The sequence below is a fragment of the Streptomyces angustmyceticus genome (genome assembly GCF_019933235.1).
Taxonomy (GTDB): Bacteria; Actinomycetota; Actinomycetes; order Streptomycetales; family Streptomycetaceae; genus Streptomyces; species Streptomyces angustmyceticus.
The window spans coordinates 2,838,638-2,856,262 of the sequence record NZ_CP082945.1 but is presented as its reverse complement, the minus strand read 5'-3'; the positions used below and the strand labels follow the sequence as shown (position 1 = coordinate 2,856,262).

The window sequence follows — 17,625 nt, the reverse complement described above, 5'->3', positions numbered from 1 at the left end:
TGGCGGAGTCAATAGGATCGGGGGTGCTCGTGAACAGGTCGTCTACTTCTTGAGCGAAGATTGCGCAAGTTGTCGCCATGGCGTGCTTGACAGGTGGGCGCGATATGCGGCATGGGGGACATATCAGCACGAACGTCTTTAACATGAAGGCAACTTCACTGTCGCAACACCGATATACGGACGCGCCATGATGAACAACGTACGGCCGTGCGGGTGCCGTAGACCGGCCGGAACGCCAGACGGCGTTCCGGCCGGTTGCCGCGTTACGGACATTTCGTCCGCCGCTCTCGGGTGGTCTGTTGTCCCCGCGCCGGGTCTGGAGTAGACCTGCGGTAGGCACCGCCTCCAGGGGGTGCCAGGGACCACCCGCTACAACGACACGGACGGGGGGCTGGCCGTGTCCACAGCGCGGGACGGCGTTCTCACCCGCGGCGCGCGCGGCCTCGGCGCGCTCGTCTGCCTGCTGCTCGCCCTGCTCACCGCGGGCTGGATCATCCGGGACCTGACCGTCGCCGAGCACGGCGCGGACGTGTGGTGGACCTGGCTCGGAGAGGCGCGCAGACCACGGGAGTTCACCGCCTGGGCCACCTCGGCGCTCGACCCGCTGCTGGTGCTCGGCGCGCTCGTCGTCGCCGTCGCCGCGGTGCGCGGTGCCGTCGCCCCGTCCGTGGCAGCGGGCGCCTTCGTCTCGCTGGCGGCCGCCACCGCGCTGTTGCGCCTCCCGCTGGTGTGGATGCTGGGCGCGGGCTGGCTCCAGGGACTGGACAGCGGTCTCACCACGCGGGCCCGGCTGACCGCCCTCACCCAGCTCGCCCTGGCCCTCGCCCTGGTCGTGGTGGTCGCATGGGGCCGGCGGCCGGGTGGCGGGACGGGCCGGCACCCGGGGCACCGGGTGCGCGGGCTGCCGGCGGGGGCGTCCTCGGCGTACGGCGTGGTCCACGCGGTGTCCCACGGGCCGGGACCCGAACGGCCCGGCCGGCCGCACCGGGGCGCGGCCGGCACGGCCGGTGTCCTCCTGGGCGCCGCCGGACTCGCCGTGGCCGGCTGGGAGATCCACGGGCAGCGGCAGCTCGACACGGACGTCTACCGCAAGGGCCTGCTCGGGGACGCGTCCGTCTTCCGCGCCCTGCTGCAGCCCCCGGTGCACTGGCAGGCGGCCGCGCTCGCGCTGCTGGCCCTGGGGGCCGCGGCCGCCGTCCTGCGGCGCGCGCCCTGGTCCCGGCCCGCGGCGATGACCGCCGCGGCCCTGCTGCTGGTGCACGGGGCCACGGCGCTGGTCTTCGCCGCCCGCACCGGGGAGTTGGGCCGTCTGGGGGCGCTGCCCCTGCGGGCCCAGCTGGAGGCGGGCACCGCGGCGTTCCTGGCGGCCGCCGGCCTGGTCGTGCTCTGCGTGACGGCCCGGCCCGGCGTACCGGAGGCCGCCCCGGGCGGGGACGGTGTGCTGGCGTACGGCTCCGCCCCGGGCGAGGCGCGGCCGCCGCACGCCCCGCCCCCGCCGTCCAGACTCCCGCCCGGCTGGTGAGACGGCCCCGCTGAGTGCTGCCGCCTCAGGGGCGCATCCCCAACGACCGCTTGAGGAAGTCGACCTGGAGCAGCAGGAGGTTTTCGGCCACCTGCTCCTGCGACGCCATGTGCGTCACCCCGGACAGCGGCAGCACCTCGTGCCGGCGGCCGGCGGCCAGCAGCGCCGAGGACAGCCGCAGCGAGTGGGCCACCACCACGTTGTCGTCCGCGAGGCCGTGCACGACCAGCATCGGGCGGTGCGGCTCCACCGCCCCGGACAGCCCCTCGTCCGTGATCAGCGAGTTCGCCGCGTAGACCGCCGGCTCCTCGTCCGGGTGCCCGAGGTAGCGCTCCTGGTAGTGGGTGTCGTACAGGCGCAGGTCGGTCACCGGCGCGCCGACCACCGCCGCGTGGAAGACGTCGGGGCGGCGCAGCGCCGCGAGGCCCGCGAGGTAGCCGCCGAACGACCAGCCGCGGATCGCCACCCGCTCCATGTCGAGGGGAAAGGATCCGGCCAGCGCCTGGAGGGCGTGGACCTGGTCGTCGAGGGCGACGTCCGCGAGGTCGCGGAACATCGCCTTCTCCCACGCGGGGGAGCGGCCCGGGGTGCCCCGGCCGTCCGCGACGATCACCGCGAACCCCTGGTCGGCGAACCACTGCGAGGTCAGATGGGCGTGGTGCGCGGCGACCACCCGCTGGCCGTGCGGACCGCCGTACGGGTCCATCAGCACCGGCAGCGGACCGTCGCCCTCCTGATAGTCACCGGGCAGCAGCACCGCACACGGGATCTCGCGTTCCCCGGCCAGGACGAGCCGGGGCCGGGCGGTCAGCACCGGCTCCTCGGCGCAGGAGCCGATGGCGGCGAGGGTCTTCTCCCCGCCGTCGGGATCCAGCCGCACCACCTCCACCCGGGTGCCGGGCCGCTCCAGCGACGTCTGCGACAGCACGGTGACCGCGCCGCCGCGCACCGCGGAGGACACCGTCGGGTACGCACGCCCGCCCACCCGCTCCCAGCCGCCCTGGTCGCCGCTGCCGCGGAACCAGGCGCGGTAGACGCCGATGTCGTGCATGTCGGGGCCGCTCGCGGAGAAGAGGACATCGTCCTCGCCGATGTCCAGGACGGCCCGGACGTGCAGCGGAGCGCCGGTCAGCGGGCGGTCGCCGACGAACAGCCGGCGGGCGCCGCCCTCGTCGGAGATCCGCACCAGCCGCCCGTCCGGCGTCCAGGCCGGTGCCCCGGGGAAGGGCTCGACCCACGCCTCGTCCTCCTCCTCGTGCACCGTCCTGGTCGCGCCGGTCGCGGTGTCGACGGTCAGATAGCGCTGGTCGCGCTGGTCACGAGCCTGGACGAGCAGCAGCGGCGGCCCGGCCGCGGACCAGTGGACGCGCGCGAGGTAGGGGTAGCGCCCGGTGTCCCAGGTGACGTCCGTGCGCGCGCCGTCCAGGCCGAACAGGGTCAGCGTGACCTCGGCGTTGCGGGTGCCCGCCGCCGGGTACGCGACCCGGACCGGCTCGCGCTCCGGATGCGCGGGGTCGGAGATCCACCAGCGCTGCACCGGCGCCTCGTCGACCCGCGCCGCCAGCACCGCGTCGCTGTCCGGGGACCACCAAAAGCCCCGGTAGCGGCCCATCTCCTCGGCCGCGATGAACTCCGCGAGGCCCCAGGTCACCTCGGGCCCGTCGGGCTCCGCCAGCACCCGGTCCGCCGGCCCGTCGCCCGCGGGGCCGCCGTCGCCGCCGTCCGAGGTCGTGGTGCCGTCCACCGCGACCACCCGCAGCCGGCCCTCGGACACAAAGGCGACATGCCGCCCGTCCGGTGACGGCCGGGGGTCCACGACCGGCCCCTCGACCGGGAGTTCGCGGGTGGTGCCGGCCCGGAGTTCGCAGACGAACAGCCGGCCGGAGAGGGTGAACGCGGCCAACTCCACGGCGGCGTCCGTCGCGTAGCCGACGATGCCCGCCGAGCTCTCCCGGCTGCGCTCGCGGCGGGCCCGCTCCTGCGGCGGAAGGTCCTCCTCCGCTCCGGCCAGCAGGGCCTGCGGATCGGCGGCCGTGAACTCCCGCCCCGTTTCCAGGTCGAGCACCCACAACTGCTGGCTGCGATCGGTGCCCGAACGGGATCGGAGGAAGACGACACGCGCGCCGTCGGGGGAGAGGGCGTAGCCGCGCGGTGTGCCCAGGGTGAAGCGCTGCGTACGGGCGTACTGCCGCGGGAACGAAGGCTGTCCGGTCATGGGGCGAGCCTAAAGGGGGACCGGCTCACCGCGGTCGCGCTCGTGAAGATCGTGTGCGCCCCCGCTCTGCTTCCGTGCTCCGACTTATGCGCTAGGACGGAAAGTTATGATCCCTTGGGTGCCGTGGGTACGGGGTAAAGAGCCCTTGGCATACCCGGTGCACGGGTCCGCGGAAGCGGTCCGGACACCATCAACTCTGTTCGGAACGTGAGTACTTGGAGGTGAGCCGCCGTGGCACTCTCGATTTCGGCGGTGGTGCTGCTGGCGATCATCGTCTTCTTGCTTGTCAAGAAGTCCGGACTGAAGACGCCGCATGCCTTGGTGTGCATGCTGCTGGGCTTCTATCTGGCCAGCTCGTCCATCGCTCCGACGATCAAGCAACTGACGACGAACGTCGCCGGCATGCTCGGCAACATCAAGTTCTGACCCGGCCCCGGCCGGTCCCCTCCGCCGTGCGTCCGCCCTCGGGCCGGGCGCACGGCGGACTGCCGGGACGGCCTGCGGAAGGCGGGCCGGACGGCTCGTAGGCTGTCCGTATGAGCGATCAGCCCGCCCGTACCCGGCCGGCCCCCCGTGAGGGCGGCGCCTCGCGCCCGGCCGCCTCCCGCCGGCTGCTGCTGGTGCACGCGCACCCCGACGACGAGTCGATCAACAACGGCGTGACCATGGCCAAGTACGCGGCCGAGGGCGCGCGGGTCACCCTCGTGACCTGCACCCGCGGCGAGGAGGGCGAGGTCATCCCGCCCGATCTCGCCCACCTGGCGCCGGACCGCGACGACACGCTCGGCGAGTACCGCGTCGGCGAGCTGGCCGCGGCGATGGCGGCCCTGGGCGTCACGGACCACCGCTTCCTCGGCGGCCCCGGCCGCTACCGGGACTCCGGGATGATGGGCGCGCCCCAGAACGAGCGCCCCGACGCGTTCTGGCAGGCCCCGCTCGACGAGGCGGCCGGCCATCTGGTCGCCGTGATCCGCGAGGTCCGGCCACAGGTCCTGGTCACCTACGACCCGGACGGCGGCTACGGCCACCCCGATCACATCCAGGCCCACCGGGTGGCCATGCGCGGCGCCGAGCTGGCCGCGCGGGCGGACTTCCGGCCCGAGCTGGGCGGCGCGCACACGATCGGGAAGATCTACTGGAACTGCAACCCCCGCTCCGAGGTCGAAGAAGGCTTCGCCCGGCTGCGCGCGGCCGGACACGGCTTCCCCGGGATCGCCGCCGTTGACGACGTGCCGGGGGTGGTGCCGGACTCCGAGGTCACGGCCTCGCTCACCGGTGAGCCCGCGCACACGGCGGCGAAGACCGCGGCGATGCGGGCGCACCACACCCAGATCGCGGTCGACGGGCCGTTCTTCGCGCTCTCCAACGACCTGGGCCAGCCGCTGTTCGGCACGGAGCACTATCGGCTGGTGCACGGGAGCCCGGGTGCCGCGGACGGCGCACGCGAGGACGACCTTTTCGCGGGATGGGACGACATGGCGGGTATGAGGGAGAGTGCGCGGTTCGAGGAGGCGGCGGAATGAGTACGGCGAAGGGCGGCGGAAGCGCCGCCGAGGGAAACGGCCGGGAGAACTCCGGCAAGGGCGGCCCGGCCGCCGGCAAGGGGCAGCGGTCCCGGGCCGGCGCGGGCGGGACGTCCGGTGCGCGGCCGGCCGCGCGGGTGGCGCCACCGGCCGGTGCCGCGCTGACCGCGCCGCTGACGCCGGGTCGGATCGCCCTGTATGTGCTTCTTCTGCTCGCGGGCGTCCTGGTCGCCTGCGCCGGAACGCTGGTGCAAGCGGCCTGGTTCCCCGGCGGGTTGGTGCTGGCGCTGGCCGGGGTCGGCGGCCTCTTCTACGGGGGTGTCCGGGCGACCGGCACCTCCGCGGGCGTGCTGGTGCCCGGCGCGGCCTGGCTGGTGACGGTGTTCGCGCTGCTCAGCAACGTCCGGCCGGAAGGCGACTTCCTCTTCGGCGCGGGCGTCGGTTCGTACATCTTCCTCCTGGGCGGGATCCTGGTCGCTGTGATCTGCGCCACCGCCGCCCAGATGCGCGCTACGGGCGTCCGGCACGGCCGAGTTGGCGGATGACGTGGGCCAAACCCGGACGGATGCCGCAGGGGGCGGGGTGAACGGACCCGCCACGGGGGGTTCGCCCGTGGCGGCGGTGTTCGTACGCTCCCCGGGTGTCCGCCCGCGGCGGCCAGTATGGTGGTGCGCGCCGTCGCGCCGCCCTGGGGGCACCCCCCGGCCTGTGGCCGGGGAACATCTCTGACGAGCGGCGGAGCCAACCGGGAGAACCTGCTTTGAGTCGTGAATCTGACAGTTCGTCCTCCGGCCCCCAGGGCCGTGGCGGAGCCGCGTACCCGTCGGGGACGCCGCCGTACGGCTCGCCCAGGGGAGATGCCGACGAGGCGCCGGCGCCCGGTGCCGCGGCCCAGCCGGAGGAGCCCAAAACCGAGACCACGCTGACGACGCGGATCAAGATCAACATTCCGGGGTCGCGCCCCATCCCGCCGGTCGTCGTGCGCAAGCCCGTCGGTGAGGAGTCCGGCATGAACGGATCGGCCGCATCGGGCGGCTCCGCCGGTTCCCGCGGTACGCCCCGCCCCGCCCGCAACAGCGAGCGGAACGCGGAGCGCACGGCGAACACCCCCCGGCCCGAGGCCCCGGCGGACGAGGCCCCCGCGGCCGGCCGGCCCGCCCAGGGCGAGAAGACCAGTGACTGGTTCGCCCCGCGCAAGACGCAGGCCGGATCCGGCGGGCAGTCCTCGACCGGCTCCCACGCCGTGCCGCCCGCCCCGGGCGGTGCGACCCCGCCGGGGGCCCCGTCCGGTGCCAAGCCGCCGCAGCGCCCCGACCTGCCGTACTTCTCCGACAGCCCGGCCCCGCAGGACGGCGCGTCGCCGTTCGACGGCGGCGCCCGGCAGGGCGGCGAGCCCCAGGGCAAGGGCGGCGCCTCGCCGTTCGACAGCGGTCCGCGCGGCGCCTCGCCCTACGAGGAGGGCCCGCGCGGCGGCGCCTCGCCGTTCGACGGGGCGGCGTCCGGCGGTTCGCCGTTCGACGGCCCCTCCGGCCCCGCCCGGGACCACACCCCGTTCGACTCGCCGGCGGGCGGCCCGAACGGCCCCACGACCGGACCCGCGCGCGGCAACTCCGCGCTCAACCTCCCGCCCGGGTTCAGCGACCCCGGCGCAGGCGGTGCGCCCCGGATCGACGACACCGCGGAACTCACCCCGCAGCCGCCCGCGCCGCTGGCCGGGCCGGGCAGCGGCCTCGGCGCCGGCGGGGTGACCGGCGGACTGCCCGGTGGCCCGAAGGGCGCGGCGCCCGGCGGCCCGAAGGGCAAGGGCGGTGCGCGGGGCGCCCAGGGCGGCGGCCGGGACCGGGTGTCAGGTGACACGCTGGTCAGCGGCATCCCGAAGGTCCCCGGGACCGAGGGCCCGTCCGCTCCGTCGCCGTTCGCGGCGGCCCCCGGCGAGGGCGGCGAGGCGGCCGCCCCGAAGCCGCGGCCCAAGATCCCCGAGCCGATCAACCCGCCCAAGAAGGGCCGCAACAAGCTCGTTCTCCTGGGTGTGGGCGTCGTGGTCCTGGCCGGTGTCGCCTACGGTGCCGGTCTGCTGCTCGACCACGCCGACGTGCCCAACGGCACCACCGCGCTGGGCGTCGACATCGGCGGCACCACCAAGGAAGACGCCGTCAAGAAGCTGGAGGCGGCGCTCAAGGGCCGCCGCGCCACGCCGCTCAAGCTCACCGTCGACGGCCGGGCCACGACCCTGGAGCCCGGCAAGGCCGGCCTGGACATCGATCCGCAGGCGACGGTCCGCAAGGCGGCCGGCCGGGACTACAACCCGGTCTCCGTCATCGGCTCGCTGTTCGGCGGGACGCGTCCGGCGGAGCCCGCGGTGGTCGTCGACGACGAGAAGCTGCAGATCGCGCTGGAGAACGCCGCGGGGGCCGCGAGTGCCGCCAAGGACGGCGGGATCACCTTCGAGAACGGCAAGGCGGTGCCCCACTACGGCGTGCCCCACAAGGCCATCGACGTGCAGGCGTCCAAGAAGAAGGTCACCGACGCCTACCGCACCCGCGCCACGACCGGCAGCGACGCGCCCGTGGTGCTGGCCGCGAGCACCCAGCAGCCGCAGGTCGGCAAGGCCGCGGTGAACAAGGCGCTCAAGCAGTTCGCCGAGCCCGCGATGTCCGGTCTGGTGACGGTCCGTACGGACGCGGCGCACACGGTCTCCTTCAGCCCGCAGAAGTCCATCCCGAAGTTCCTGTCGTTCAAGATCGTGGACGGCGGCCTGGTGCCGTACTACGACCGGCCGGCCCTCAAGGCGCTCTACGGCGACACCTTCAACGGCGTCATGGTGACCAAGGGCGACGGGTCCAAGCATCCGGTCAGCGTCGAGGAGGTGGCGAGCGCGGTCGGCAGGGCGCTGCTCGGCACCACCCCGGCCGAGCGGGTCCAGACCATCGCCACGAACGGCAACTGACCGCCGCACGGCACGAAACAGCAGGTGAGAGGCCCCCGCAGGGCGTCTTCTCGGAGCACCCCGAGAAGCCCCCCAGGGGGCCTCCCCCATGACAGATGTCATGGCACAGTGCGTACAGCCGACACTGCCGCGCGCGCCGCGGATGCCGGAAGCTGAGGGACATGACGACCACAGCGACCACCACGGCCACCCCCGCGCAGGGTGCGGAGCGGGCGCCCGTGGTCAGCTTCCGGCAGGTCAGCAAGAGCTACGGCGCGGTGCGCGCGGTGGCCGACCTGGACCTGGAGCTGTACCCCGGCGAGACCGTCGCCCTCCTCGGCCCGAACGGCGCGGGCAAGTCCTCGACCCTCGACCTGCTCCTCGGCCTGCGCGGCGCCGACTCCGGCAGCGTCACCCTGTTCGGCACGACGCCGCAGCGCGCCATCGAGCAGGGCAGGGTCGGCGCGATGCTGCAGAGCGGCGGCCTGATGGAGGGCGTGAAGGTCAAGGAACTGGTCCGGCTCGCCCGCGATCTGCACCCGCGCGGCTATCCGCTCGACCAGATCATGGCGACCGCCGGCATCACCGACATCGCCGACCGCATGGTCGACAAGCTCTCCGGCGGCCAGGAACAGCGGGTCCGCTTCGCGCTCGCCACGGCCGGCGCGGGCGACCTGATCGTGCTGGACGAGCCGACCACCGGGATGGACGTCTCCGCCCGCCAGACCTTCTGGGGCGCGATGCGCCGGCAGGCCCAGGAGGGCCGTACGGTCCTGTTCGCCACCCACTACCTCGAAGAGGCCGACGAGATCGCCGACCGGGTGATCGTGCTGCACCGCGGCCGGGTGCTGGCCGACGGCACCGCCGCCGAGATCAAGGCCAGGGCCGGCGCCCGCCGGGTCGCCTTCGAGCTGGACGGGCCGATCGACCGCGAGGCGCTCACCGCCCTGCCGTCCCTGACCTCGCTGGAGGTCTCCGGGCGCACGGTCCGCCTCCAGTCGCACGACGCCGACGCCACCGTCCACGCCCTCTACGGCCTCGGCCTCTACCCGCACCACCTCGAAGTCTCCGGCCTCGGCCTGGAGCAGGCCTTCATCGCCCTGACCACCGCCTCCGACGCGGCCCCCGCCACCGCCGAGGAGGCGACCCGATGACCACTCTCATCAAGCTGGAGATCATCCGCGCACTGCGCAACAAGAAGTTCATGTTCTTCTCGGTGATCTACCCGCCGGCGCTGTACCTCCTCATCGCCGGCGGCGCGGACAGCAAGCCCATCGTCGGGATGAAGCTCGACATGGCGCTCTACTTCATGGTGTCCATGGCGGCGTTCGGCGCCATGACCGCCGTGCTGCTGGGCAACAGCGAGCGCATCGCCAAGGAGCGGGAGAAGGGCTGGGTGCGGCAGCTGCGGCTGACGGCCCTGCCCGGCCGCGGCTACGTCGCCGCGAAGATCGCGGCGGCCGCGACCGTCAGCCTGCCGTCGATCGTGCTCGTCCTGCTCGTCGCCGCGGCGGTCAAGGGCGTCCGGCTGGAGGCGTGGCAGTGGATCGCCATCGCCGCCGGCACCTGGCTCGGCAGCTTCGTCTTCGCCGCCCTGGGCGTCGCCATCGGCTATCTGGCCACCGGGGACGCGGTCCGCCCGATCTCCATGCTGGTCTACTTCGGCCTGGCGTTCCTCGGCGGCCTGTGGATGCCGCTGACGATCCTGCCGCAGTGGGTGCAGGACATCGCCGAGTGGCTGCCGACCCACGCCTACACCGCGCTGGGCACCGCCGTCGAGGCCGGGGAGGCGCCCCATGTGAAGGACATGGCCATACTGGCGGGGTACCTGCTGGTCTTCGCCGGAGGCGCGGCCTGGCTCTACCGCAAGGACACCCGGAAGGCGTGAGGCACCGGAGATGACGAGCGAGCCCAGGGCCGCCGGCCCCATGATGATCGGGCAGGCACCCCGCACCCGCCGCCAGGCGCTCGGCAAGACGATGTGGGTCGGCATCTGGCTGCTGTACCTGGCCGGCCCGGTCGGCCAGCTGCTGCGGGCCGGCGCCTCCGCCGCCGAGCGGACCTGGGGCGGCCTGGGGCTCGCGCTCTTCGTGGTCTGCTACTTCGTCCTGGTCTTCCGCCACATGTGGCGGAAGACCAAGGGCCGGCTGATGTACGGCGCCCTGGCCCTGATGCTGGTGCTGTCCGCCGTCCTGTCCTGGACGCTGGACTACCCCTGGCTGGTGCTGTTCATCTTCACCAGCGTGGGCGCGGGCGTGGTGCTGCCCTGGCGGCGGTCCCGCTGGGCCATCCCGCTGGTGACCGCGGCGCTGCTCGTCGTCGGGGCGCGCTATCCGGAGATCCGCAGCTACTACTTCTTCGCCTACGGCCTGCCCGCGCTGGGCAGCGGCTTCATGATGGTCGGGGTGCAGCACCTGATCCACACGACCATGGAGCTGCGTGCCGCCCGCCAGGAGGTCGCCCGCCTCGCCGCCAACGACGAGCGGCTGCGCCTCGCCCGCGATCTGCACGACCTCCTCGGCCACTCCCTCTCCCTGATCACGCTCAAGAGCGAGCTGGCCGGCCGGATGCTGCCCGACCGCCCGGCCGACGCCGCCGTGCAGGTCGCCGACATCGAGCGGGTCAGCAGACAGGCGCTGGTCGATGTGCGCGAGGCGGTCACCGGCTACCGCAGGCCCCGGCTCGCCGTCGAACTCGCCGGGGCGCGGGCCGCCCTGGGCACGGCAGGCATACGGATCAGCGCCGACCCCGCCCTGGAGGGCGGCGAGCACCGCGGGCTCGCGGCCGACGAGGAGGGCGCGCTGGCCTGGGCGCTGCGGGAGGCCGTCACCAACGTCGTCCGGCACAGCGGCGCCCGCCACTGCGAGCTGCTGCTCACCGAGGAGTGGGAGGCCGACGAGCGCCGCTACCTGTGCCTGACGGTGCTCGATGACGGGTCGGGCCCGCCCCGCGCCCAGCACGACGGCAACGGCCTCGGCGGCCTGCGCGAACGCCTCGCCCTGGCCGGCGGCCGCCTGGAGACCGGCCCCGCCCCGCGCGGCCACGGCTTCGCCCTGCGCGCCCACGTCCCCCTGGGCGCGGCCCCGGCGGGCTCCGCGGCCGCCCCGGAGCTGTCCCCCGGGGTCGTCAACGACCCGGTGTAGGCGCACGATCCGGCCAGCCGTCCACAGCCCGGCCCCCGCCTGCCCCGTACGGCTTAAGCTGACCCGCATGATCAGAGTGCTGCTGGCCGAGGACCAGTCGATGGTCCGGGAGGCGCTGGCCGCGCTGCTGTCGCTGGAGGACGACCTGGAGGTCGTGGCACAGGCGGCGCGCGGCGACGAGGTCCTCGCGGCGGCGAAGGCGCACGCCGTGGACGTCGCGCTCCTGGACATCGAGATGCCCGGCCTCAGCGGACTGGACGCCGCGGCCGCGCTGCGCGACGCGCTGCCCGGCGTGAAGGTCGTCATCCTCACCACCTTCGGCCGCCCCGGCTACCTGCGCCGCGCGATGGAGTGCGGCGCGGACGCCTTCCTGGTCAAGGACGCCCCGGCGGCCCGGCTCGCCGAGGCGGTGCGGCGCGTCCTGCGCGGCGAGCGCGTCATCGACCCGGTGCTGGCGGCCGCCGCGCTGGCCGACGGCGCCAGCCCGCTGACCGAGCGCGAACGGGAGGTGCTGCTCACGGCCGCCGACGGCGCCACCAACGCCGAGATCGCCGAGGCCCTGCACCTGTCCCAGGGCACGGTCCGCAACTACCTCTCCACCGCCATCCAGAAGACGGGCGCCCGCAACCGCGCCGAGGCGGTCCGCACGGCCCGCGACAAGGGCTGGCTCTAGGGCGGGCCCGCACCGGGCCCCGCGCCGCGGCCCCGGGGGACCTTGGTCCCTGTGCGCCGCCGGGCGGTGTCGCGCACTCTTGAAGTGTTATGCCTGCCGACCGCCGGACGGAGAGCGAGCGTCTCGCTCCCGCGCTGCTGATCCTCGCGATCCTCCTCGTCGCGTACCTGGACGCCACGACCAGCCCCGAGCTGCACATCTCGGCCTTCCTGGGCATCGCCCCGCTGTACGCCGCGCTGCGCTGCTCGTTCCGGGTGACGGCCGTGGTCTCGGCCGTCTTCGTCGCCTGCCTGACCTACGTCGACATCTACACGGTGCCCGACTGGGCCCCGGCCAGCCGGGTCGTCGGCATCTTCGGCGTGGTCCTGGTGGCCGTCTTCTCCCTGATGCTGTGCCGCACCCGCCTGCAGCGCGAGGCGCTGCACGCCCGGACCCGCATGGTGGCCGACACGGTGCAGCGGGCGATGCTGCGCGAGCTGCCGCTCAGCGCGGGCGACGTCGAGGCGTACGGCTTCTACGTCTCGGCCCAGGAGGGGGCCCGGGTCGGCGGCGACATCTACGAGGCCATCGAGACCCCGCACGGGCTGCGGCTGATGATCGGCGACGTGCAGGGCAAGGGCATGCCGGCGATCGGGGCGGGCCTGGAGGTGCTGGCGTCGTTCCGGGAGGCGGCACAGCACCTGGACTCGCTGGAGTCGGTGGCCGAGCGCATGGAACAGGCGCTGGCCCGCTACAACGCCCGATCGGTCCAGCAGGGCACCGACGAGCGCTTCGTCACGGCGCTGCTGATGGAGGTGCGCGATCCGGCCGGCCTGCCGCAGGGCCGGGTGCTGTCCTGCGGCCACATCCCGTACTACCTGGTGCGCGACGGCAAGGTCTACGAGCGCAAGGACGGCGAGGGCGGACTGCCCCTGGGCCTGGGCATGCTCAGCGGCGAGCCCCGCCGCGGCGTCCGGGTCCACCCCGAGCCCGACGACTGGCTGGTGCTGTGCACGGACGGCGTGACCGAGGCGCGCGGCGCGGACGGCGAGTTCTACCCGCTGGCCGAACGGCTCGCCGGGTGGACGGACCTGGAACCTCCCGAGCTGACCCGCACCCTCCGCGCCGACCTGGAGAGCTTCACCCACGGCGAGCTCAAGGACGACGCGACCGTACTGGTCGTCCGCCGCAGCCCGGCCGCCGCTCAGTTGAGCATGGCGCGCGCCGCGGCGGCCTGACGCCGTATCGCCGTCGCACCGGCCGGCTCGACGGCCTCCACCACCCGGGCGTACTCCTCCAGCTCGGCCGCTCCGGCCAGGAACTCGCCCCGCTGGACGAGGAGTTGGGCCCGCTCGTGGCGCAGCCGGGCCGGATGGCTCGGCAGCAGCAGCGACAGCTCCAGTGCCCACAGCTGCACCGCGCTGTGCTCCGGGCGGGCCTGCGCCCAGGCCCGGATGTTGTTGAGCATCCGCAGCACGATCTCCAGCGGGTCGGCGGGCGTCATCATCCGCTCGCTGAGCGGCTCCCCGGTCGCGCCCGCGACCAGCATCCCCGCGTCCTCCTCGCTGAGCAGCCGCCCGCCGGCGAACGGATCGGCCAGGACGTGCGCGCCGGCCGGATCGCCGAAGCCGACGACGAAGTGACCGGGCAGGGCCACCCCGTAGACGGGCGCGCCGGCCCGCCGCGCCACCTCCATCCACACCACCGACAGCAGGATCGGCAGGCCGCGGCGCCGCCGCAGCACCTCGTGCAGCAGTGAGGACTCCAGCCGCCGGTAGTCCCCGGGGGAGCCGCGGAAGCCGCACCGGGTGCCGAGCAGCTCGGCGAGGTTGCGGGCCCAGGCGCCGGGGCCGCCGGACGGGGAGTAGGGGAGCATCCCGGCCAGCCGGTCCAGCTCGATCTGGGCCGCGTCCTCGCCCGCCTCGTCCAGCGCGGGATCGGCCTCGGCGCCGATCAGCAGGCACAGCAGGGCCAGGTCGGGCCGCTCGGCGCGGGCGGCGTCGGCGAACCGCTGCCGCCGTGCGAAGCGGGCGTCGTCCGGCTCCGGCTCGGGCCGGGGTTCGTGGGCCATGGCTGCGGGACCCCGCCTCAGTGCCGGCCGCCGCCCGGCAGGGAACGCCGGTAGTGGTAGCCGTGGTGGTCGGTGAAGCCGAGCCGGTCGTAGAACGCGAGGGCGTCCGCGTTGTCCGCCTCGACCTGCAGATACGCGGCCGAGGCGCCCTCCGACAGGGCCCGCTCGGCGAGCGCCGCCATGACCCGCGTGGCCAGCTTGCGGCGCCGGGCGTGCGGCGCGACCTCGACCGCGGCGAAGCCCGCCCAGCGCCCGTCGACGACCAGCCGCCCGATCGCCGCCGTGCCGCCGTCCGCGTCGTGCGCCGCCGCGAACCACACCGAGGGCCCGCCGGTCAGCACCCGCAGGGCGCTCGGCGCGGCCTCGCCGCCCGGGGCGTCCCCGCCGGTCCGGTTGTACAGCGCCAGCCAGCCGGCGTCCGGATCCCGGGACAGCGTCACACGGGTGGCGGCGTCCCCGGCAGGTGCGGCGGGGGTGTCGGCCAGCGGCGCCAGTCCCGCGATCCGGACCCGGGTGTGCGCCTCATCGGCCCAGCCGCGCTCCGCCAGCGCCGCGGCCAGCTCCTCGTCGGCGCCGGCCCGACCGGTGGCGACCGCGATCACCGCCGGCAGCCCGCGCGCCGCGTACCATCGGCCGATCCGCTCCAGCGCGGCGTCCAGGGGAACGCCGGGGTCACCGAGCGGCAGCACGGAGTTGGCGCGGCGGGTGAATCCCCCCGAGGCCCGCAGCGTCCACTCCCCGAGAGACTCCGTCTCGACGGCCGGCCAGCCGCGGGCGGCGACCTGCTGGAGTTCCCGGACGGTGGCCGACGGCCCCTTTCTGCGGGCCGGTGCGGCGGGGACGACCTTCGCCGCCACGAGCGCGGACTCCTCGATCCTGACGCAGGCACCGTCGCGCCGTGTGATGCTCAGCACACCCGCGTCCCAGGATGTGAGCACCCCGACCGCGTCACTGAACGCGGGCTGCCCCTCTCCGCCCCCGGTCAAGCGGCGGACGGATACCCTTTTGCCCACGTCAGCACGGGTGATGCGGACTTCCGCACGGCCGCCGGCCAGGAATTCCATCGCTCAAACCGCCCCTCTTGTTCGTCTCGCGCCCGGGAACGGAGATACTAGATGGCGGGCATCGACGACGCCGCGCTCCCGCGCGCCCAGCGGCGGTACTGCCAATCGGTCCGCCGGCCCTACCGAGGAGGAACGACAGCGTGACCTACGTCATCGCGCAGCCTTGTGTCGACGTCAAGGACAAGGCGTGCATCGAGGAGTGCCCGGTCGACTGCATCTACGAGGGCTCCCGGTCCTTGTACATCCACCCGGACGAATGCGTCGACTGTGGTGCCTGTGAGCCGGTCTGCCCGGTCGAGGCGATCTTCTACGAGGACGACACCCCGGAGGAGTGGAAGGACTACTACAAGGCGAATGTGGAGTTCTTCGACGAGCTCGGCTCGCCCGGTGGCGCCAGCAAGCTCGGCCTGATCGAGCGCGACCACCCCTTCATCGCGGCGCTGCCGCCGCAGAACCAGTAACGACGCGAGGCCCAGGAGGGAGCAGCCCGCACGCTCCCTCTCGCCTCCGATGACGTCGGGGGCACTCCCAGCGCGAGCTGGGGGAGGTCGCACGGCGCCGCCCGGTCCCGTACGGCCAGCTCGCCGTACGGGACCGGCGCGTTTCCGCGCCGGCGCCCGGCACCACCGAGAAAGAGAGCACCGTGGGCGCAGCACCGTCCTCCCAGCCCGTCTCCCCCCGCGCGTCGCTCCGCGACCGCCTCCCGGACTTCCCCTGGGACCGGCTGGAGCCGTACAAGGCCACCGCCGCCGCACACGCCGACGGCATCGTCGACCTGTCCGTCGGCACCCCCGTCGACCCGGTCCCCGCGCTGGTCCGGCAGGCGCTGACCGACGCGGCCGACAGCCCCGGCTACCCGACGGTGTGGGGCACCCCCGCGCTGCGCGACGCGCTCACCGGCTGGGCCGCCGACCGCCTCGGCGCCCGCGGTCTGCGGCACACCAACGTGCTGCCCGTCGTCGGCTCCAAGGAACTGGTGGCCTGGCTGCCGACCCAGCTGGGCCTGGGCGCCGGGGACAAGGTCGCCTACCCCCGCCTGGCCTACCCGACGTACGAGGTCGGCGCCCGCCTGGCCGGCGCCGAGCCGGTCGTCTACGACGAGCCCTGGGAGCTGGACCCCACCGGCCTCAAGCTGCTCTGGCTGAACTCCCCGTCCAACCCGACCGGCCGGGTGCTCGGCGCCGACGAGCTGCGCCGCGCCGTCGCCTGGGCGCGCGAGCACGACGTGCTGGTCGTCAGCGACGAGTGCTACCTGGAGCTGGGCTGGGAGGCCGACCCGGTCTCCGTGCTGCACCCGGACGTCTGCGGCGGCTCCCACGACGGCCTCGTCGCCGTCCACTCCCTCTCCAAGCGCTCCAACCTCGCCGGCTACCGCTCCGCCTTCCTCGTCGGCGACGCCGCGGTCCTCGGCGACCTGCTGCAGATCCGCAAGCACGGCGGGATGATGATCGCGGCGCCCGTGCAGGCCGCCACCGTCGCGGCGCTGGGCGACACCGCCCACGTCGCCGAGCAGCGCGAGCGCTACGCCCGCCGCCGCGCCGCGCTGCGCGGCGCCTTCGAGGCCGCGGGCTTCCGCATCGAGCACAGCGAGGCGTCGCTCTACCTCTGGGCGACCCGCGACGAGCCCTGCTGGGACACCGTCGGCGACCTCGCGAAGCGCGGCATCCTCGTCGCCCCCGGCGACTTCTACGGCACCGCGGGGGAGCGGTTCGTACGGATCGCCTTCACCGCCACCGACGAGCGGGTGGCCGCGGCGGTGCGCCGACTGGCGGAGTGAGCCGCGACCGGCCACGCGAAGGGGCCCGGGGAGTGCGAACTCCCCGGGCCCCTTCGCGTCGTACGGGCCGCGCTCCGGTCAGCGGCCGCCGAGCGGCAGGCCGCCGAGCAGGCCCTGCGCCGGCGCCAGCAGGCCCTGGTGCGAGCCGACCAGGCCCTTGGCGACGTCCAGCGGCAGCGAGTTGGTCGAGACACCGTTCTTGGCCAGCGGACGGACCACGGTCTCGGCCTTGTCGGCGGTGCCCTGGGTGAGCGGCATGGCCTTCTTCACGACCGGACCCGCGGTCTCCACCAGCGCCGGGGCGAGCTTCGTCGCCGCCTTGCTGCCGGCCGCGTTCAGCAGGCCGACGCCGTGGCGCGCGGTGTGGTCGAGGGTCCGGCTGGTGTTCTGGGAGTCCAGGGGCGCCGTCAGCCCGCCGAGTGTCTTGGCGGGCAGTTCCGCGGCGCTCGCGGAACCGGCCGCGGCGACCACGGGAGCGGCACCCGCTGCGACGAGCAGGGCGGCTCGGGCGATCCGACGCGTAACGGGGAGGGACATGGTGCTCCTTTTACGGAGAAGGACTCGTACTTCTGACAGATGTGCCATGTCCGCCTGGCGGACGCATTGACTACCGCGTCAGAACCCCGAAGGTTGCGGTGAACTCCGGTAAAGAGTTGGTAACGCGTCACATAATCGGGCCTGGCTAAAGAAGGGCGATATGCACGCGGCCCGAGGAGGCGCGGAAACGTCACA

The 17,625-nt window shown here is 74.3% G+C and carries 16 protein-coding genes; 12 read left to right on the top strand and 4 right to left on the bottom strand.

Annotated features, from left to right (window positions below; translation table 11 throughout):
• Positions 1-397 precede the first annotated feature (397 nt).
• Positions 398-1,522: a hypothetical protein gene (locus K7396_RS12830; RefSeq protein ID WP_086718654.1), complete on the top strand. Its 1,125-nt coding sequence runs from the start codon at positions 398-400 to the stop codon at positions 1,520-1,522.
• A gap of 25 nt (positions 1,523-1,547) precedes the next feature.
• Here K7396_RS12830 and K7396_RS12825 read toward each other — a convergent pair whose 3' ends face one another.
• Positions 1,548-3,737, bottom strand: a complete 2,190-nt coding sequence (locus K7396_RS12825) for a prolyl oligopeptidase family serine peptidase (RefSeq protein ID WP_086718641.1) — start codon at positions 3,735-3,737, stop codon at positions 1,548-1,550.
• 231 nt (positions 3,738-3,968) lie between these two features.
• Between K7396_RS12825 and K7396_RS12820 the strand changes: the two genes are divergently transcribed.
• From K7396_RS12820 to K7396_RS12780, 9 genes are all read left to right on the top strand, one after another.
• Positions 3,969-4,163, top strand: coding sequence for a hypothetical protein (locus K7396_RS12820; RefSeq protein WP_086718640.1), 195 nt, complete (start codon positions 3,969-3,971; stop codon positions 4,161-4,163).
• Between the two features lie 110 nt (positions 4,164-4,273).
• Positions 4,274-5,260 (top strand): N-acetyl-1-D-myo-inositol-2-amino-2-deoxy-alpha-D-glucopyranoside deacetylase, encoded by a 987-nt coding sequence (gene mshB / locus K7396_RS12815; protein ID WP_086718639.1) that lies wholly within the window; start codon positions 4,274-4,276, stop codon positions 5,258-5,260.
• Positions 5,257-5,805 carry a DUF6113 family protein gene (locus tag K7396_RS12810; protein WP_086718638.1) on the top strand — a complete coding sequence of 183 codons (549 nt, stop codon included), beginning with the start codon at positions 5,257-5,259 and terminating at the stop codon, positions 5,803-5,805. The genes mshB and K7396_RS12810 overlap by 4 nt, the downstream gene beginning before the upstream one ends.
• 215 nt (positions 5,806-6,020) lie before the next feature.
• Positions 6,021-8,207: a hypothetical protein gene (locus K7396_RS12805; RefSeq protein ID WP_174886907.1), complete on the top strand. Its 2,187-nt coding sequence runs from the start codon at positions 6,021-6,023 to the stop codon at positions 8,205-8,207.
• Positions 8,208-8,368: 161 nt separating this feature from the next.
• Positions 8,369-9,340, top strand: coding sequence for an ABC transporter ATP-binding protein (locus tag K7396_RS12800; protein ID WP_167392775.1), 972 nt, complete (start codon positions 8,369-8,371; stop codon positions 9,338-9,340).
• Positions 9,337-10,074: an ABC transporter permease gene (locus tag K7396_RS12795; protein WP_086718636.1), complete on the top strand. Its 738-nt coding sequence runs from the start codon at positions 9,337-9,339 to the stop codon at positions 10,072-10,074. The genes K7396_RS12800 and K7396_RS12795 overlap by 4 nt, the downstream gene beginning before the upstream one ends.
• A 10-nt stretch (positions 10,075-10,084) precedes the next feature.
• Positions 10,085-11,329, top strand: a complete 1,245-nt coding sequence (locus K7396_RS12790; protein ID WP_223659901.1) for a sensor histidine kinase — start codon at positions 10,085-10,087, stop codon at positions 11,327-11,329.
• Between the two features lie 67 nt (positions 11,330-11,396).
• Complete coding sequence (locus tag K7396_RS12785) at positions 11,397-12,002, top strand: response regulator transcription factor (RefSeq protein WP_086718635.1); 606 nt, start codon at positions 11,397-11,399, stop codon at positions 12,000-12,002.
• An 89-nt stretch (positions 12,003-12,091) separates the two neighbouring features.
• The gene (locus K7396_RS12780; RefSeq protein ID WP_086718634.1) at positions 12,092-13,219 is read left to right on the top strand and encodes a PP2C family protein-serine/threonine phosphatase; all 1,128 of its coding nucleotides are present in this window, start codon (positions 12,092-12,094) and stop codon (positions 13,217-13,219) included.
• On the opposite strand, the gene K7396_RS12775 is transcribed toward K7396_RS12780, so the two are convergent.
• On the bottom strand, positions 13,186-14,052 hold the full coding sequence (locus K7396_RS12775; RefSeq protein ID WP_086718633.1) for a transglutaminase family protein: 867 nt from the start codon (positions 14,050-14,052) through the stop codon (positions 13,186-13,188). The genes K7396_RS12780 and K7396_RS12775 overlap by 34 nt on opposite strands.
• Positions 14,053-14,069: 17 nt before the next feature.
• Positions 14,070-15,116: a GNAT family N-acetyltransferase gene (locus K7396_RS12770; RefSeq protein WP_086718632.1), complete on the bottom strand. Its 1,047-nt coding sequence runs from the start codon at positions 15,114-15,116 to the stop codon at positions 14,070-14,072.
• Positions 15,117-15,256: 140 nt separating this feature from the next.
• Between K7396_RS12770 and fdxA the strand changes: the two genes are divergently transcribed.
• Both fdxA and dapC read left to right on the top strand, forming a co-directional pair.
• Complete coding sequence (fdxA, locus tag K7396_RS12765; RefSeq protein ID WP_018089397.1) at positions 15,257-15,577, top strand: ferredoxin; 321 nt, start codon at positions 15,257-15,259, stop codon at positions 15,575-15,577.
• 182 nt (positions 15,578-15,759) lie between these two features.
• Complete coding sequence (gene dapC / locus K7396_RS12760) at positions 15,760-16,893, top strand: succinyldiaminopimelate transaminase (protein ID WP_086718631.1); 1,134 nt, start codon at positions 15,760-15,762, stop codon at positions 16,891-16,893.
• 78 nt (positions 16,894-16,971) lie between these two features.
• On the opposite strand, the gene K7396_RS12755 is transcribed toward dapC, so the two are convergent.
• A complete protein-coding gene (locus tag K7396_RS12755; RefSeq protein ID WP_086718630.1) occupies positions 16,972-17,430 on the bottom strand; it encodes an ATP-binding protein in 459 nt (152 codons plus the stop codon).
• Positions 17,431-17,625 lie beyond the last annotated feature (195 nt).

Coding starts and splice junctions, on each gene's coding strand:
- K7396_RS12825 (WP_086718641.1), bottom strand. CDS start 3,737: ATGACCGGACAGCCTTCGTTCCCGCGGCAGTACGCCCGTACGCAGCGC.
- mshB (WP_086718639.1), top strand. CDS start 4,274: ATGAGCGATCAGCCCGCCCGTACCCGGCCGGCCCCCCGTGAGGGCGGC.
- K7396_RS12810 (WP_086718638.1), top strand. CDS start 5,257: ATGAGTACGGCGAAGGGCGGCGGAAGCGCCGCCGAGGGAAACGGCCGG.
- K7396_RS12800 (WP_167392775.1), top strand. CDS start 8,369: ATGACGACCACAGCGACCACCACGGCCACCCCCGCGCAGGGTGCGGAG.
- K7396_RS12795 (WP_086718636.1), top strand. CDS start 9,337: ATGACCACTCTCATCAAGCTGGAGATCATCCGCGCACTGCGCAACAAG.
- K7396_RS12790 (WP_223659901.1), top strand. CDS start 10,085: ATGACGAGCGAGCCCAGGGCCGCCGGCCCCATGATGATCGGGCAGGCA.
- K7396_RS12785 (WP_086718635.1), top strand. CDS start 11,397: ATGATCAGAGTGCTGCTGGCCGAGGACCAGTCGATGGTCCGGGAGGCG.
- K7396_RS12780 (WP_086718634.1), top strand. CDS start 12,092: ATGCCTGCCGACCGCCGGACGGAGAGCGAGCGTCTCGCTCCCGCGCTG.
- K7396_RS12775 (WP_086718633.1), bottom strand. CDS start 14,052: ATGGCCCACGAACCCCGGCCCGAGCCGGAGCCGGACGACGCCCGCTTC.
- K7396_RS12770 (WP_086718632.1), bottom strand. CDS start 15,116: ATGGAATTCCTGGCCGGCGGCCGTGCGGAAGTCCGCATCACCCGTGCT.
- K7396_RS12755 (WP_086718630.1), bottom strand. CDS start 17,430: ATGTCCCTCCCCGTTACGCGTCGGATCGCCCGAGCCGCCCTGCTCGTC.